General features: G+C 74.6%; 12 protein-coding genes and 1 pseudogene. 7 read left to right on the forward strand and 6 right to left on the reverse strand.

All coding sequences use genetic code 11. The features are described from left to right. The first annotated feature begins 181 nt into the window (after positions 1–181). Together ACF068_RS10945 and idi are read left to right on the forward strand one after the other, a co-directional pair. Complete coding sequence (locus ACF068_RS10945; protein WP_392273892.1) at positions 182–1,438, forward strand: GNAT family N-acetyltransferase; 1,257 nt, start codon at positions 182–184, stop codon at positions 1,436–1,438. Between the two features lie 101 nt (positions 1,439–1,539). Continuing rightward, entirely contained in the window at positions 1,540–2,133 is a 594-nt protein-coding gene (gene idi, locus ACF068_RS10950; protein WP_392273893.1) for an isopentenyl-diphosphate Delta-isomerase, read from the forward strand. A 121-nt stretch (positions 2,134–2,254) separates the two neighbouring features. Here the strand turns inward: idi and ACF068_RS10955 are convergent. Beyond that, positions 2,255–2,707 (reverse strand): annotated as a pseudogene (locus ACF068_RS10955) (ATP-binding protein); the annotation flags it as partial. A gap of 197 nt (positions 2,708–2,904) precedes the next feature. On the opposite strand from ACF068_RS10955, the gene ACF068_RS10960 reads away from it, so the two are divergent. Beyond that, positions 2,905–3,651, forward strand: a complete 747-nt coding sequence (locus ACF068_RS10960) for an enoyl-CoA hydratase/isomerase family protein (RefSeq protein ID WP_392273894.1) — start codon at positions 2,905–2,907, stop codon at positions 3,649–3,651. On the opposite strand, the gene ACF068_RS10965 is transcribed toward ACF068_RS10960, so the two are convergent. Next, a complete protein-coding gene (locus tag ACF068_RS10965) occupies positions 3,635–4,312 on the reverse strand; it encodes a DJ-1/PfpI family protein (RefSeq protein WP_392273895.1) in 678 nt (225 codons plus the stop codon). The two genes, ACF068_RS10960 and ACF068_RS10965, sit on opposite strands and share 17 nt — an antisense overlap. A gap of 138 nt (positions 4,313–4,450) precedes the next feature. After that, the gene (locus ACF068_RS10970) at positions 4,451–5,419 is read right to left on the reverse strand and encodes a GlxA family transcriptional regulator (protein ID WP_392273896.1); all 969 of its coding nucleotides are present in this window, start codon (positions 5,417–5,419) and stop codon (positions 4,451–4,453) included. 140 nt (positions 5,420–5,559) lie between these two features. On the opposite strand from ACF068_RS10970, the gene ACF068_RS10975 reads away from it, so the two are divergent. The 3 genes from ACF068_RS10975 (at position 5,560) to ACF068_RS10985 (ending at position 9,261) form a co-directional block, all read left to right on the forward strand. After that, complete coding sequence (locus ACF068_RS10975) at positions 5,560–6,426, forward strand: hypothetical protein (protein WP_392273897.1); 867 nt, start codon at positions 5,560–5,562, stop codon at positions 6,424–6,426. Positions 6,427–6,599: 173 nt separating this feature from the next. Further along, complete coding sequence (locus tag ACF068_RS10980; RefSeq protein WP_344362847.1) at positions 6,600–6,731, forward strand: LPFR motif small protein; 132 nt, start codon at positions 6,600–6,602, stop codon at positions 6,729–6,731. A gap of 85 nt (positions 6,732–6,816) precedes the next feature. Next, positions 6,817–9,261 (forward strand): Tex family protein, encoded by a 2,445-nt coding sequence (locus ACF068_RS10985; RefSeq protein ID WP_392273898.1) that lies wholly within the window; start codon positions 6,817–6,819, stop codon positions 9,259–9,261. Positions 9,262–9,563: 302 nt separating this feature from the next. On the opposite strand, the gene ACF068_RS10990 is transcribed toward ACF068_RS10985, so the two are convergent. After that, on the reverse strand, positions 9,564–10,328 hold the full coding sequence (locus tag ACF068_RS10990) for a helix-turn-helix domain-containing protein (protein WP_392273899.1): 765 nt from the start codon (positions 10,326–10,328) through the stop codon (positions 9,564–9,566). Positions 10,329–10,561: 233 nt separating this feature from the next. Between ACF068_RS10990 and ACF068_RS10995 the strand changes: the two genes are divergently transcribed. Further along, a complete protein-coding gene (locus ACF068_RS10995; protein WP_392273900.1) occupies positions 10,562–11,233 on the forward strand; it encodes a DUF4097 family beta strand repeat-containing protein in 672 nt (223 codons plus the stop codon). Between the two features lie 9 nt (positions 11,234–11,242). Here ACF068_RS10995 and ACF068_RS11000 read toward each other — a convergent pair whose 3' ends face one another. Together ACF068_RS11000 and ACF068_RS11005 are read right to left on the reverse strand one after the other, a co-directional pair. Further along, on the reverse strand, positions 11,243–12,883 hold the full coding sequence (locus ACF068_RS11000; protein WP_392273901.1) for an ABC-F family ATP-binding cassette domain-containing protein: 1,641 nt from the start codon (positions 12,881–12,883) through the stop codon (positions 11,243–11,245). A gap of 18 nt (positions 12,884–12,901) precedes the next feature. Then, a complete protein-coding gene (locus ACF068_RS11005; protein ID WP_392273902.1) occupies positions 12,902–14,065 on the reverse strand; it encodes an oxidoreductase in 1,164 nt (387 codons plus the stop codon). Between the last annotated feature and the right edge of the window lie 10 nt (positions 14,066–14,075).

The following is a 14,075-nucleotide window of genomic DNA, read 5'->3' on the forward strand; positions in this document are numbered from 1 at the left end:
CGTACCCGCCGGAGCGCGGGACGGCGCGGGCAGCGGTGAGAGGAGCTGAGGTCGATGACCGTCGCGGTGACGGCCGCCCCGTGCGGCACCCGGTCCAGCATCGACTTCGGCTGCCGGGTTCTCGGCTGACCTCTTCGTACGCGTCGGCCGGAACCCGCCCACACCACAAGGGTTTCCCACGTTGTCCGACAACGACCTGTACGACGCTTTCTTCGCCCTGCACCACGGCCTTCCGCGGCAGGGCCCCGGTTCCGACGACACCACCCGCCGGCTCCTCGCCCTGGCGTCCCTCGCCGGTCCGCGGCCGCGGCGGCCGCGCGTGCTCGACCTGGGCTGCGGCCCCGGCCGGTCCGCGCTGCTGCTGGCCGCCGAGGCCGGGGCGGACGTGACGGCCGTCGACCTGCACGAGCCGTTCCTGGCCGAGCTGCGGGCCGCCGCCGGCGCCCGCGGGCTCGGTGACGCCGTCCGCACCCTCAACGCCGACATGGGCCGGCTCCCCCACCCCGACGGGTCGTTCGACCTGGTGTGGGCGGAGAGCTCGGCGTACTCGATCGGCTTCGACCGGGCGCTGCGCTCCTGGCGCCGGCTCCTCGCCCCCGGCGGGACGCTGGTCGTCACCGAGTGCGAGTGGACCACCGACGACCCGAGCCCGGCGGCACGGGCCTTCTGGGACCGGCACTACGCGCTGCGCACCACCGCGGCCAACACCCGGGCGGCCGTCGACGCCGGCTACCACGTCGTCGGGACGTACCCCCAGCCCGAGAGCGACTGGGACGCGTACTACGGTCCGCTCGGCGAACGGGCCGACGCGGCCGACCCCGCCGCACCCGGGATGGCGGAGGCCCTGGCCGCGACCCGGGCGGAGATCGCGGTGCGCCGCGAGCACGGGACCGAGTACGGCTACACCGGGTACGTGCTGCGGCCGGCCGACCCCCGGTGGCGCACCCGGCCGGAGACGGAGGCGGACACCGCCGCCGTACGGGCGGTCGTCGGGGCCGCGTTCGGGTCGGACGAGGAGGCCCGGCTGGTCGACCGGCTGCGCCGGGACCCGACCGCGTGGCTGCCGGGCCTGTCGTACGTCGCCGAGGCGCCGGACGGCACGGTCGCGGCCCACGCGCTGGTCACCCGGTGCCGGGTCGGGGACGCCCCGGCCGCCGCGCTGGCGCCGGTCTCGGTCGCGCCCGGGTACCAGCGGCGGGGCGCCGGGCAGGCGGTGGTGCGGGCGGTGCTGGACGCGGCGCGGCGCGGCGGCGAGCGGCTGGTCCTGGTGCTCGGTCATCCGGAGTACTACCCGAGGTTCGGTTTCGTGCCGGCCTCGCGGTACGGGATCGAACCCTCCTTCGAGGTGCCGGACGAGGCGATGATGGCCCTCGACCTGGAAGGTTCCGGGCGAGTGCCGGTGGGCACGATCCACTACCCACCGGCGTTCGGCGTCTGACCCGACATGACGGGTGCGGGTCGTCGTGTGCCGACAAGCGGCTTTTGTACGGCAGACTGAACGTTGCCCCACAGGGCCGAGAACCGAAGCGAAGGATGGTTATGCCGACCACACCAGCCACCGCGGCGAACAGCTCGTCGAACGGGACCGCGCCGTCGATCATGCTCGAACTGGTCGACGAGAACGGCACCACCATCGGCACCGCGGAGAAGCTGGCCGCCCATCAGGCGCCCGGGCAACTGCACCGGGCGTTCTCGGTGTTCCTCTTCGACGAGGAGGGGCGGCTGCTGCTCCAGCGCCGGGCGCTGGGGAAGTACCACTCCCCCGGTGTCTGGTCGAACACGTGCTGCGGGCACCCCTATCCGGGCGAGGCGCCGTTCGCGGCGGCCGCGCGGCGGGTCCATGAGGAGCTGGGGGTCTCGCCGTCGCTGCTCGCCGAGGCGGGCACCGTCCGGTACAACCACCCGGACCCGGCGTCCGGGCTGGTGGAGCAGGAGTACAACCACCTCTTCGTGGGGATGGTGCAGGCCCCGCTGCGGCCGGACCCCTCGGAGGTGGAGGAGACGGCGTTCGTGACAGCGCGTGAGCTGACCGAGCGGCACGCCTCGAACCCGTTCTCCGCCTGGTTCATGACGGTCCTGGACGCGGCGCGTCCGGCGATCAAGGAGCTGACAGGGGAGACCGGGGGCTGGTGACCCCCGGCCCGCCGGGTCTCTCGTCCGGTCTCCCGTCCGGCCCTCCGGGCCCCGGGAGGCCGGACGGGACGGCGGTCGCGAGCGGTACGACGGAGGGGACGGGCACGGCGGGAGCGGGAGCCGCCGCGGGGCCCAGGGGCAGCGCCGCCCAGATGATCTTGCCGCCGGTCGCGGTGTGCTCGACGTCGCACTCCCCGCCGGCCTCCTTGGTCACCTCCCTCACCAGCAGCAGGCCGCGCCCTCCCGTACGGCCGCAGTCGGCCTCCAGCGCCTTGGGGCGGTACGGGTGGTTGTCCTCCACGGACACCCGGATCCACTCGGCGCCGATCGCGATCTCGACCGCGAGCTCGGGCGACAGCAGGGCCGCGTGCCGCACGGCGTTGGTCACCAGTTCGGACACGATCAGCAGGACGGCGTGCGTCACGTCCTCGCCCATCGGCACGCCTTGACGTTTCAGCAGATCCCGGACGGCACGCCTGGCCTGCGGTACGGAGACGTCGACGGCGGGAGCCGTGAACCGCCAGACCCCTTCGTACGAGGGAGGCCCGGCCGGGACGCTCCCGCGGCTCTCGATGGTCCGGTTTCCACCCTCGTGCTCGATTTTCGCCACGTCTCGAGTGTTGGTACCGCGAGGCAGCCGTCAGGCCTACTGACCAGAAGTCAACAGCTATTCGACGGGTTCCGACCGGATACTTACGGCAGGCCCCTGAGTTCGACCGTTACGGCCCCTTCTTGATCGGTCCTCCCACCCCGCCGGATAGCATCCGGCGCATGGAGCAGCCGCAGCTTGAGCAGTCCGTCGCGGACGGTGTCGCCACCGTCGTCATCAGCAACCCCGCCAAGCGCAACGCCATGACGGCCGGTATGTGGCGCGCGCTGCCCGGGCTGCTCGCCTCGCTGGCCGCCGACCGGAGCGTACGGGCCCTGGTGCTGACCGGCGCGGGGAACACGTTCTGCGCGGGGGCCGACATCGCGACGCTGCGCGAGCCGGGCGACGAACAGCAGTCCCTCGCCGTGCGCGCCGAGGAGGCGCTGGCCGCCTTCCCCAAGCCGACGCTGGCCGCCGTGCGCGGCTACTGCGTGGGGGGCGGCAGCCAGCTCGCCGCCGCCTGCGACCTGCGGTTCGCCGAGGAGGGCGCCCGGTTCGGCATCACCCCGGCGAAGCTCGGCATCGTCTACCCGTCGTCCTCCACCCGGCGGCTGGTGTCGCTGGTGGGCCCGTCGGCCGCGAAGTACCTGCTCTACTCCGGCGAGCTGATCGACAGCGGGCGGGCGTTGCGCACCGGGCTGGTGGACGAGGTCCTGCCGGCGGGCGAACTGGGGCGGCGGGTCGCGGAGTTCACCCGGGTGCTGGTCTCCCGCTCGCTGCTGACGCAGTCGGCGGCCAAGGAGTTCGCGGCGGGCCGGACCGACCGGGACGCGCACTGGACGGAGCAGGCGCGCGGCAGCGGCGACACCGCCGAGGGCATCGCCGCCTTCCTGGAACGGCGGGCACCGCGCTTCACCTACGGGGGGTGACGTCCCCGGCCGCCCCCGCCGGGGAGGTCACCGGCCTTCCCGCCGTCTCGGCGCGCCAGAATGCGACGATTTCGGCCGGGGCCTTGTCCGGGGAACCGGCGTCGTACGGCGGCTGGGGGTCGTACTCGGTGAGGAGCTGGACGATCCGGGCGTGCCGGTCGCCGGCGATCCGGCCGACCAGGTGCAGGCCCATGTCGATGCCGGCCGAGACGCCGGCGGCCGTGACGTACTTGCCGTCGAAGACGACCCGCTCCCCCGTCGGGTCGGCCCCGTGCTTCTCGAGCTCGCCGAGGGCGAGCCAGTGACTGGTGGCGCGGCGGCCCTTCAGAAGGCCGGCGGCGGCCAGGATGAGTGAGCCGGTGCACACGGACGTGGTCCAGGTGCTGGTGGCGTCCGCCGTGCGGAGCCAGTCGAGGGTCTCCCGGTCCCGGGTCACCGGGCCCCAGTCGCCGGTGCCGGGGACGACGACGATGTCGGGCCGGGGCACCTCGGCGAGGGCGCGGTCGGCGACGAGGGCGAGGTTGCCCTGGTCGTTGCGGACGGGTCCGGCCTCCTTGGCGACGAACACGGTCTCGGCGCCGGGCAGCCGGCTGATGATCTCGAAGGGGCCCACGGCGTCGAGGGTGGTGAAGCCGGGGTAGAGCAGGATCGCGATCCGCATGGTGGCGGTGTCCTTCCGTCGGTGGGTGGGCATGACCGGTCGCGGGCGGGCGGGCAGGGCCGCCCGCCCGGCGGTGCGGGTGGGTGGATGGATGGATCGGGGCGCGTGCCCGGCCGCCGCGCGGGCCGGGGGTGGGCGTCAGCGGCCGGGGAGGGGGGCGTGGAAGCGCCGGCGGTAGTCGGCGGGCGAGGTGCCGAGGGCCTTGGCGAACGCCCGGCGCATCGCCTCCGGCGTGCCGTACCCGCACGCGCGGGCGACCTCGTGGACCCCGCCCCCGGTGTCCTCCAGCAGGCGGCGGGCGTGTTCGAGGCGGACCCGCTCGACGTAACGGCCGGGCGTGGTGCCCGTCTCCGCCCGGAAGGCGCGGGCGAAGTGCCGCGGCGAGAGCCGGGCGCGGGTGGCCAGGGCGTCGACGCTCAGATCGGCCCCGGGGTGCTCGGTGATGAACTGCTGCACCTCGCGCAGCGGTCGGCGCGAGGCGGTCTGGGCGGCGAGCTGGGCGCTGAACTGCGCCTGGTTGCCGGGCCGGCGGAGGAAGACCACGAGGTGCCGGGCGATGGTGAGCGCGGCGTCACGGCCGAGGTCCTCCTCCACCAGGGCGAGGGCGAGGTCGATGCCCGCGGTGACCCCGGCGGAGGTGGCGAGCCTGCCGTCCCTGACGAAGATCGGGTCCGGGTCGACCCGTACCTCGGGATGGTGGCGGGCGAGGTGGTCGCAGAACGCCCAGTGGGTGGTGACCCGGTGGCCGTCCAGCAGGCCGGCCGCGGCGAGGAGGACGGCGCCGGTGCAGACCGAGACCAGGCGTTCGACGCGCGGGGCGTGCTCGCGCAGCCACGCGACCAGCCGGGGATCGGGGTCGCGGGTGCCCTCGCCCCCGGGGACCAGCAGGGTGTGCGGCAGGGCCGCGTCGGCCAGCGCGCCGTCGGCGGCCAGCCGCAGGCCGCTCGGGGTGCGCACGGGCCGCCCGTCGAGCGAGGCGGTGCGGATCGGGTACGGGGCGGGACCGCCGCTGAGGTGGTCCGCCCCGGCGAACACCTCCACCGGTCCGGTGACGTCCAGGCTCTGCACGCCGTCGAAGAGGACGACGAGTACGGGTCGTTGCGTCATGTCCTCCATCCTTGGGGCCGCGGCGGATGGCCGCAATGACGAGGACCCCGCCTTTCCTGCCATCCGCGGCCCCGCCCCCCGGGCGAGGGACCGAGACCCCTCCCCCGGACGACGTACCAACCAGTCGGTAGCCTTCGGGCATGACGACGACTCTGCCGCCGCGCGCCGGCCGCCGCTGCCACAACGCCCTGAACCCGCTGCACTCGACCGTCTACTTCTCGCCGGACTTCACGCAGGAGCTGGCCGCGCTCGGCGTCACCGACTCCGACGCCGCCTACTTCGCGGGCCGCGCCGCCGCCATGGGGGCGGTCGGGCCGGGGGCCGTCACGGCGTCCTTCTACAACTTCAACCACGAGCTCGTCGCCCGGCACCTGCCGGCCGTGTGGGACACCGCTTCCCCCGAAGCCGTCCTGGCGGCCCGCTGGCGCGCGGCCGACACCACGCTGCGGCGGCTACTGGGCGACGCGGCGGTCGCGTCCGACGAGATGGCGGAGGCGGCCCGGCTCGCCCTCCGCGCCGCCGAGGCCTGCACCCGGCACGCCCGCCCGCTCTACGCCGCACACGCCGACCTGCCGGTGCCCGAGGAGCCGCACCTCGCCTACTGGCACGCGGCGACCCTGCTGCGCGAGCACCGGGGCGACGGACACCTGGTCGCGCTGCTGTCCGCCGGGCTCGACCCGCTGGAGGCCCTCGTCAGCCACACGGCGACCGGCAAGGGCATGGCGCCCCGCTGGATCCTCGCCACCCGTGGCTGGCGGCGCGCCGACTGGGACGCGGCGGCCGGGCGGCTGCGCGGGCGCGGTCTGCTGGACGGGCGGGGCGAGCTGACGGACGCGGGCTCCGCCCTGCGCGCCGAGCTGGAGGAGCACACCGACCGCCTGGACGCGGCCCCCTACGAGCACCTCGGCGCGGCGGGCGTCGAGCGGCTCACCGAGCTGGGGCGCGGCTTCCTGATGGCCGCCGTGGCGGCGGGCGCGTTCCCGCAGGACCTGGCCGGCAAGGGCTGAGGACCCGCGGCGGGACGGACACCCGGGGGCCGGCCGCCGGGCGGCCGCCGGCGGCGGGGGGCCGCCGGTGGTCGCCGGGGGGCCACCGGCGGCACGGCCCGGGGGCACGGACGTTTCGGCGGGGGCGCGGCGGCAACCCGCACAGCGCAACCGACAGCACACGGAGGTTCCCCTTGCGTACCATCGCCGACTTCTTCCGCATGATCGGCTCGGCCGTCGCCACCGTCGTCACCCTGCCGTTCCGGCTGCTGGCACGGCTCTTCGGCGGCGCCTCGCACGGCGGGGGCCGGGCGCGCCGCGCCTGACGACGGGGCAGACGGACACGTCCCACGGTGACCCGGCAGAATGCAACCTCAAGCTGGCAGGCACGAGAAGGCGAGTCGGGACACCGTGACGACGTCCATCGAAGGCAGGATCGCCGAGGAGCTCGGCGTACGCGAGCGGCAGGTGAAGGCGGCCGTCGAGCTGCTCGACGGCGGGTCGACCGTGCCGTTCATCGCGCGCTACCGCAAGGAAGCGACCGAGATGCTCGACGACGCGCAGCTGCGCACGCTCGAGGAGCGGCTGCGCTACCTGCGGGAGCTGGAGGACCGGCGGGCCGCCGTCCTCGACTCCGTACGCGAGCAGGGCAAGCTCACCGACGAGCTGCGGGAGCGGATCCTCGGCGCCGACACCAAGGCGCGGCTGGAGGACATCTACCTGCCGTTCAAGCCCAAGCGGCGAACCAAGGCCCAGATCGCCCGCGAGGCCGGACTCGAACCGCTGGCCGACGGGCTGCTCGGCGACCCGTCGGTGGACCCGCTCGCCGCGGCCGCCGCGTTCGTGGACGCGGACAAGGGGGTGGCCGATCCGCAGGCCGCCCTCGACGGCGCCCGGGCGATCCTGACCGAGCGGTTCTCCGAGGACGCCGACCTCATCGGCGAGCTGCGCGAACGCATGTGGACGCGCGGGCGGCTGGCCGCGAAGGTGCGGGACGGCAAGCAGGAGGCGGGCGCCAAGTTCGCCGACTACTTCGACTTCGCCGAACCGTTCACCGCCCTGCCCTCGCACCGGGTGCTGGCGATGCTGCGCGGCGAGAAGGAGGAGGTCCTCGACCTGACCCTGGAGCCGGAGGAGCCGCCGGCGGAGGGGCCGTCCTCGTACGAGGCGATCGCCGCCTCCCGGTTCGGGATCGCGCAGCGCGGGCGGCCCGGCGACAAGTGGCTGGCCGACACCGTCCGGTGGGCGTGGCGCACCCGGATCCTCGTCCACCTCGGGATCGACCTGCGGCTGCGGCTGCGCACGGCGGCGGAGGACGAGGCGGTACGGGTCTTCGCCGCGAACCTGCGCGACCTGCTGCTCGCGGCGCCCGCCGGGACGCGCGCGACGCTCGGGCTGGACCCCGGTTTCCGTACCGGGGTGAAGGTGGCGGTCGTGGACGCGACCGGCAAGGTCGTCGCCACCGACACGATCCACCCGCACGTCCCGGCCAACAAGTGGGACCAGTCGCTGGCGACCCTGGCGCGGCTGTGCCGCGAGCACGCCGTCGAACTGGTCGCCATCGGCAACGGCACGGCCTCGCGCGAGACGGACAGGCTGGCCGCCGACCTGATCGCCCGGCACCCGGAGCTGGAGCTCACCAAGGTGATGGTGTCGGAGGCGGGCGCGTCGGTGTACTCGGCGTCCGCGTTCGCCTCCCAGGAACTGCCGGAGCTGGACGTGTCGCTGCGCGGCGCCGTCTCGATCGCGCGCCGCCTCCAGGACCCGCTGGCCGAGCTCGTGAAGATCGACCCCAAGTCGATCGGCGTCGGCCAGTACCAGCACGACCTGTCCGAGGTGAAGCTGTCGCGGTCGCTGGACGCGGTGGTCGAGGACTGTGTGAACGGTGTCGGTGTCGACGTCAACACCGCGTCCGCGCCGCTGCTTTCGCGTGTGTCCGGCATCGGGGCGGGCCTCGCCGAGAACATCGTGGCGCACCGGGACGCCAACGGCCCGTTCCGGTCGCGCAAGGCGCTCAAGGAGGTGCCGCGCCTCGGCCCGAAGGCGTACGAGCAGTGTGCGGGCTTCCTGCGGATCCGGGGCGGTGACGACCCGCTGGACGCCTCCAGCGTGCACCCCGAGGCGTACCCGGTGGTGCGGCGGATGGTGAAGACGACGGGCGGTGAGGTCGCTTCACTGATCGGGAACACCTCGGTCCTGCGGTCGCTGCGCCCGGACGACTTCGTGGACGGGACGTTCGGCCTGCCGACCGTGACCGACATCCTGCGCGAGCTGGAGAAGCCGGGCCGCGACCCGCGTCCGGCGTTCCGGACGGCCACCTTCAAGGAGGGCGTCGAGAAGATCGGCGACCTGGAGCAGGGCATGGTGCTGGAGGGCGTGGTCACGAACGTGGCCGCCTTCGGCGCCTTCGTGGACGTCGGCGTCCACCAGGACGGACTCGTCCACGTGTCGGCGATGTCGCGCACCTACGTCAAGGACCCGCGCGAGGTGGTGAAGCCGAGCGACGTGGTGAAGGTGAAGGTGCTGGACGTCGACGTCCCGCGCAAGCGGATCTCGCTGACCCTCCGGCTGGACGACGCCCCCGCCGACGCGGCCTCCGGCTCCGGCGCGCCGAAGCGCGAGCGGGGCGGGCGGCCGCCGCAGCAGCGGCAGGGCGGCGGTGGCGGTGGCGGTGGCGGTGGGGACCGGCGCGGTGCCGGGGCGGCGAAGGGCGGCGGCCGCCCGTCACAGGGCTCCGCGCCCGCTCCCGGCAACAGCGCCATGGCGGACGCGCTGCGGAAGGCGGGCCTCCTGGGCGGCGGCTCCGGCGGCCCCGGTTCCGGCGCTTCCGGCCGGAGCGGCCGCGGCGGCCGCTGAGGCGGTGTGGCGGCTGGGGCGGCCGGGGCGCTGTAACGCTCAGGCGCTGTGACGGCTGGGTACTCGTGGCCGGTGAGGCGCCGGGGCCGCCGAGGCCCCGTGGCCGGTGAGGCGCTGGGGCCGCCGAGGCCCCGTGGCCGGTGAGGCGCTGGGGCCGCCGAGGCCCCAGCGCCGGTGAGGCCCGGCGGCGTGCGTTCGGCCCGGTGACCGGTCCGGCTCCTGAGAGGGGTGCGGCGGTCACCGGGCCGGGCGGTGCGGCGTGACGGCCCGGCGCCGAAGCCCGGGTGGGCGCCCGGCGGCGGTCACGCGCCCCCGGGGTCCGGGTCGGTGATGCCGTCCCGGGTGGCCGGGGGTGTCGTGGCAGCGGCGTGGAGGACCTCGCGGGCCTGCTGCGCGGCGCGGGTGATGCTCTCGGAGACGAAGGCGACGAAGCGGGCGATGTTCTCCAGGCGGACGGCGGCCGGGGTACCGGGGCCGAGGATGCCGACGCCCTGGCGCGCGGTGTCGACGAGGTGGGCGGTGGCGCGGGCGCTGGCCATCATCGACTGGTACCAGATGTCGTCGTCGACGACGTAACGCTCGCGGCGGCGTTCGTCGCGTTCCCGGCGGACGAGGCCCTGGCTCTCCAGGAACGCGATCGCCTTGGACACGGAGGCCGGACTGACCTGGAGGCGCTGGGCGAGTTCGGACGCCGTGAGGCTGCCGGTGTCCGTGAGGGTCAGGCAGGCCAGTACCCGGGACATCATCTTGGGCATGCCGGAGGCCATGAGGACGGTGGTGAACGTCTCCTCGTACGCCCGGACGGCCTCGGGGTCGCGCCCATGGGGCTGCGCGGGTGCCGCCGGCGCGCGGGGAGCGGTCTGCTTGCGCCGGTGGGCGCGTTGTTCGGTGGCGCGGTGGGCGAGGTCGGCACGGTAGGCGGTGGGGCCGCCGTTGCGCATCACCTCACGGGTGACCGTGGAGGTCGGGCGGTCGAGCCGTCGGGCGATCTCCGCGTAGGCGAGGCCGTCGGCCAGCCCCAGCGCGATCTGCTGACGTTCCTGCTGGGTGAGCCTGCCTCCCGGCATCGCGGTCTCCTTCGGCTGTGCGTGGATGGCGTCACTGTAGCGTTCACCCGCACCCCGTTGCAACAGACGCACGACACTCTGTTGCGTTACCTTCTGGCCTGTTGCAACGATTTTACGCGTCTGAACTGCGCAAACGTTGCTTGTACGCAACGAACTCATTGCCGGAACCTCGAATGCAACGTAGCGTTTCTGTTGTTCGAAACGAAGAGTCCACGAGTTGCAGGAGAAACATCATGCTGACGTTCGACACCCCCGCCCCGGTCTCCGCCGTCCTGGACGTCCCGGCCGGCCACATCCGCTTCATCGCCGCCGACCGGACCGACACCACGGTGGAGATCCTGCCCGCGGACGCCTCCAGGAGCCGGGACGTCAAGGCCGCGGAGCGGACCACGGTCGACCATGCCGACGGGGTCCTGCGGATCACCGGCCCGACGGCCACGAAGCAGCTCCTGGGCCCCTCGGGAGCGGTGGAGATCACCGTCCGGCTGCCCGCCGGCTCCCGCGTCCGGGCCACGGCGTCCAGCGCCGAGTTCCGCGGCGTCGGCCGCCTGGGCACCGTCATCCTCGACGCCGCCCACGGCACCGTCACGCTCGACGAGACCGCCGACGCCACGCTCACCCTCATGGCCGGCGACATCACGGTCGGCCGCCTGGGCGGCCCCGCCGACATCTCCACCACCAAGGGCCACATCAGTGTCGCCGAGGCCACCCACGGCGCCCTCACCCTGCGCACCGAGCACGGCGACATCAGCGTCGGCGCCGCCCGCGGCACCTCCGCCACCCTGGACGCTGGCACCTCCTACGGCCGCGTCCACAACGCGCTCAGCAACACCGACGGCCCCGACGCCGGCCTGACCATCCACGCCACCACCGCCTACGGCGACATCACCGCCCGCAGCGTGTGAGGCCTCCGCTCACAGCTCGGTCACCTTGCCGCCGGCGACCTCGACGCGCCGGGTGGTGCGCACCGCGTCGAGCATCCGCCGGTCGTGGGTGACCAGCAGCAGCGTTCCGGTGTACGAGTCGAGGGCGGACTCGAGCTGTTCGATGGCCGGCAGGTCCAGGTGGTTGGTCGGCTCGTCCAGGACGAGCAGGTTCACGCCACGCCCCTGGAGCAGGGCGAGCGCGGCCCGGGTGCGCTCACCCGGTGAGAGCGAGGTGGCTGAGCGGGTGACGTGCTGGGCCTTGAGGCCGAACTTGGCCAGCAGGGTGCGGACGTCGGCCGGCTCGGTGTCCGGTACGGCCGCGCAGAACGCGTCCAGCAGGGATTCCTGCCCGTGGAACAGCTTGCGCGCCTGGTCGACCTCCCCCACGACGACGCCCGAGCCGAGCGAGGCGTGCCCCGCGTCCAGCGGGAGGCGGCCGAGCAGGGCGGCCAGCAGGGTCGACTTGCCCGCGCCGTTCGCGCCGGTGATGGCGACCCGGTCGGCCCAGTCGATCTGGAGGGAGGCCGGGCCGAAGCGGAAGTCGCCGCGCACGGCTTCGGCGTCGCGCAGGGTCGCCACGACCGAGCCGGAGCGCGGAGCGGCGGCGATCTCCATCCGCAGCTCCCACTCCTTGCGGGGCTCCTCGACGGCGTCGAGCCGCTCGATCATGCGCTGGGTCTGGCGGGCCTTGGCGGCCTGCTTCTCGCTCGCCTCGCTGCGGAACTTGCGGCCGAGCTTGTCGTTGTCGTCGCCGGCCTTGCGGCGGGCGTTCTTGACGCCCTTGTCCATCCAGGAGCGCTGCATCTGGGCGCGGCCTTCGAGGGCGGCCTTCTTGTCGGCGTACTCCTCGAAGTCCTCGCGGGCGTGCCGGCGGGCGGTCTCCCGCTCCTCCAGGTACGCCTCGTAGCCGCCTCCGTAGAGCCGGATCCGCTGCTGGGCCAGGTCCAGTTCGAGGACCTTGGTGACGGTCCGGGCGAGGAACTCGCGGTCGTGGCTGATGACGACGGTCCCGGCGCGCAGGCCCTGGACGAAGCGCTCCAGTCGTTCGAGGCCGTCCAGGTCGAGGTCGTTGGTCGGCTCGTCGAGCAGGAAGACGTCGTAGCGGGACAGCAGCAGGGAGGCGAGCCCCGCGCGGGCGGCCTGGCCGCCGGACAGGGAGGTCATCGGCCGGTCGAGCCCGACGGTGAGGCCGAGGGTTCCGGCGACCTCCTCGGCGCGCTCGTCGAGGTCGGCGCCGCCGAGGCCGAGCCAGCGCTCCAGGGCGGTGGCGTACGCGTCGTCGGCGCCGGGAACACCGTCGACCAGGCCCTGGGTGGCGTCGTCCATCGCGGTCTGGGCGGCGGCCACACCGGTGCGGCGGGCGAGGAAGCCGCGCACGGTCTCGCCCTCGCGGCGCTCCGGCTCCTGCGGGAGGTGGCCGACGGTGGCGGTGGGCGGCGACAGCCGCAGCTCACCGTCCTCGGGGGTGTCGAGCCCGGCGAGCAGCCGCAGCAGGGTCGACTTGCCGGCCCCGTTGACGCCGACGAGGCCGATCACGTCACCGGGGGCGACGACGAGGTCCAGACCGGAGAAGAGGGAGCGTTCGCCGTGGCCGGCGGCGAGGTCCTTGGCGACGAGGGTTGCAGTCATCAGGGGGTCGATCCTAGGTCACGGCCGGTGCGGCGGTGGCCCCACCGGGACGACGAGCACGCCCCCCGAGGTGCGGGCCACGAGGCAGGAGCGTCCGGCCGCCGTCCGGGCGTCCAGCGGGACGCGGTGGGTGCCCGGTTCCAGCAGGCCGTCGTACAGCTCCCGGGCGCGGGTGCGGTGGAGGCGGTCCAGCCGGTACGCGACGACCTGGACCCGGCACGTGGAGGTGACCTCCACGATCGCCTCGCCGCCGGAGACGGCCAGGCCGGTCAGACGTCGCCGCTCCGGCGGGGTACGGTCCAGGGCCTGCTCGACCTGGGCGACGAGCACGGGGACGACGGGCGCGAGCCCCTCGACGTACACGACGTCCGCGCCGGCCCGCTCGAACGCCTCCCGCACGGCCGCGCGCCGCTCCTCCCCCACCGCCCGGCCGAAGGCCACCGCCCCGTACGCGCGCAGTTCCTCGCCGGTCACGGTGGTGGTCTCCTCGGCGATGTCGGCGCCGACGCCGATGCCGCGCAGCGCGGCGGCCAGCCTGGCGAGGACGGCGACCCGGGCGCCGACGAGCAGGACGCGGCGGCGGGCGGGGGCGCTGGGGAGCAGGCGCTCCAGCTCGGCGCGGTACTCGGCGGCGCGGAAGCGGAACGGGCCTATGCCGTGGTAGCCGTTCAGGGCGAGGTCGGCGGACTCGTCGGTCTGCCAGGCGAAGTCGCGCCAGACGACGTCGTCGCCGTCCCGCTCGATCACGGCGGTGACGGCGCCGCAGCCCAGGCTCTCGCACTCGGGGCAGCCGTAGACGACGTACCGCCCGTCGGGCAGGGGCGGTTCGGCCTCCAGCAGCAGGCTGCGTACATGACCGGTGAAGACGGCGGGCGGTACGTCGGAGGCCAGCGGGGAGACGGCGTCGAGGTCGGACAGCCGGTGCAGCAGGGAGCGGCCGTCGACGACGAAGTCGACGTAGTCGCGGTGCGCCTGGTACGCGCCGTCGGCGAGGACGGCACCGGTCCGGGTCGCGGGCGCGAGGACGAAGGACACGTGGGCGGGGTGGCCGGGGCCGGCGGCGGGGTGGCCGGGACCGGCGGCGGGGTGGCCGGGGCCGGCGGGAAGACCGGCGGGGTCGCGTACGGCGTCGTGTTCGGGCACGGGCGCGGTCTCGGGCTCGGGCTCGGGCTCGGGAGGCATGTCGGGTGTA

It is taken from the genome of Streptomyces sp. NPDC016309, from assembly GCF_043077235.1.
In the GTDB taxonomy this organism is placed as follows: domain Bacteria; phylum Actinomycetota; class Actinomycetes; order Streptomycetales; family Streptomycetaceae; genus Streptomyces.

What these genes read in the sequence shown, in the direction of transcription:
- ACF068_RS11005 (WP_392273902.1), bottom strand. Translation starts at nt 14,065, where the DNA reads ATGCCTCCCGAGCCCGAGCCCGAGCCCGAGACCGCGCCCGTGCCCGAA.
- ACF068_RS10970 (WP_392273896.1), bottom strand. Translation starts at nt 5,419, where the DNA reads ATGACGCAACGACCCGTACTCGTCGTCCTCTTCGACGGCGTGCAGAGC.
- ACF068_RS10960 (WP_392273894.1), top strand. Translation starts at nt 2,905, where the DNA reads ATGGAGCAGCCGCAGCTTGAGCAGTCCGTCGCGGACGGTGTCGCCACC.
- ACF068_RS10975 (WP_392273897.1), top strand. Translation starts at nt 5,560, where the DNA reads ATGACGACGACTCTGCCGCCGCGCGCCGGCCGCCGCTGCCACAACGCC.
- ACF068_RS10990 (WP_392273899.1), bottom strand. Translation starts at nt 10,328, where the DNA reads ATGCCGGGAGGCAGGCTCACCCAGCAGGAACGTCAGCAGATCGCGCTG.
- ACF068_RS10995 (WP_392273900.1), top strand. Translation starts at nt 10,562, where the DNA reads ATGCTGACGTTCGACACCCCCGCCCCGGTCTCCGCCGTCCTGGACGTC.
- ACF068_RS10965 (WP_392273895.1), bottom strand. Translation starts at nt 4,312, where the DNA reads ATGCGGATCGCGATCCTGCTCTACCCCGGCTTCACCACCCTCGACGCC.
- ACF068_RS11000 (WP_392273901.1), bottom strand. Translation starts at nt 12,883, where the DNA reads ATGACTGCAACCCTCGTCGCCAAGGACCTCGCCGCCGGCCACGGCGAA.
- idi (WP_392273893.1), top strand. Translation starts at nt 1,540, where the DNA reads ATGCCGACCACACCAGCCACCGCGGCGAACAGCTCGTCGAACGGGACC.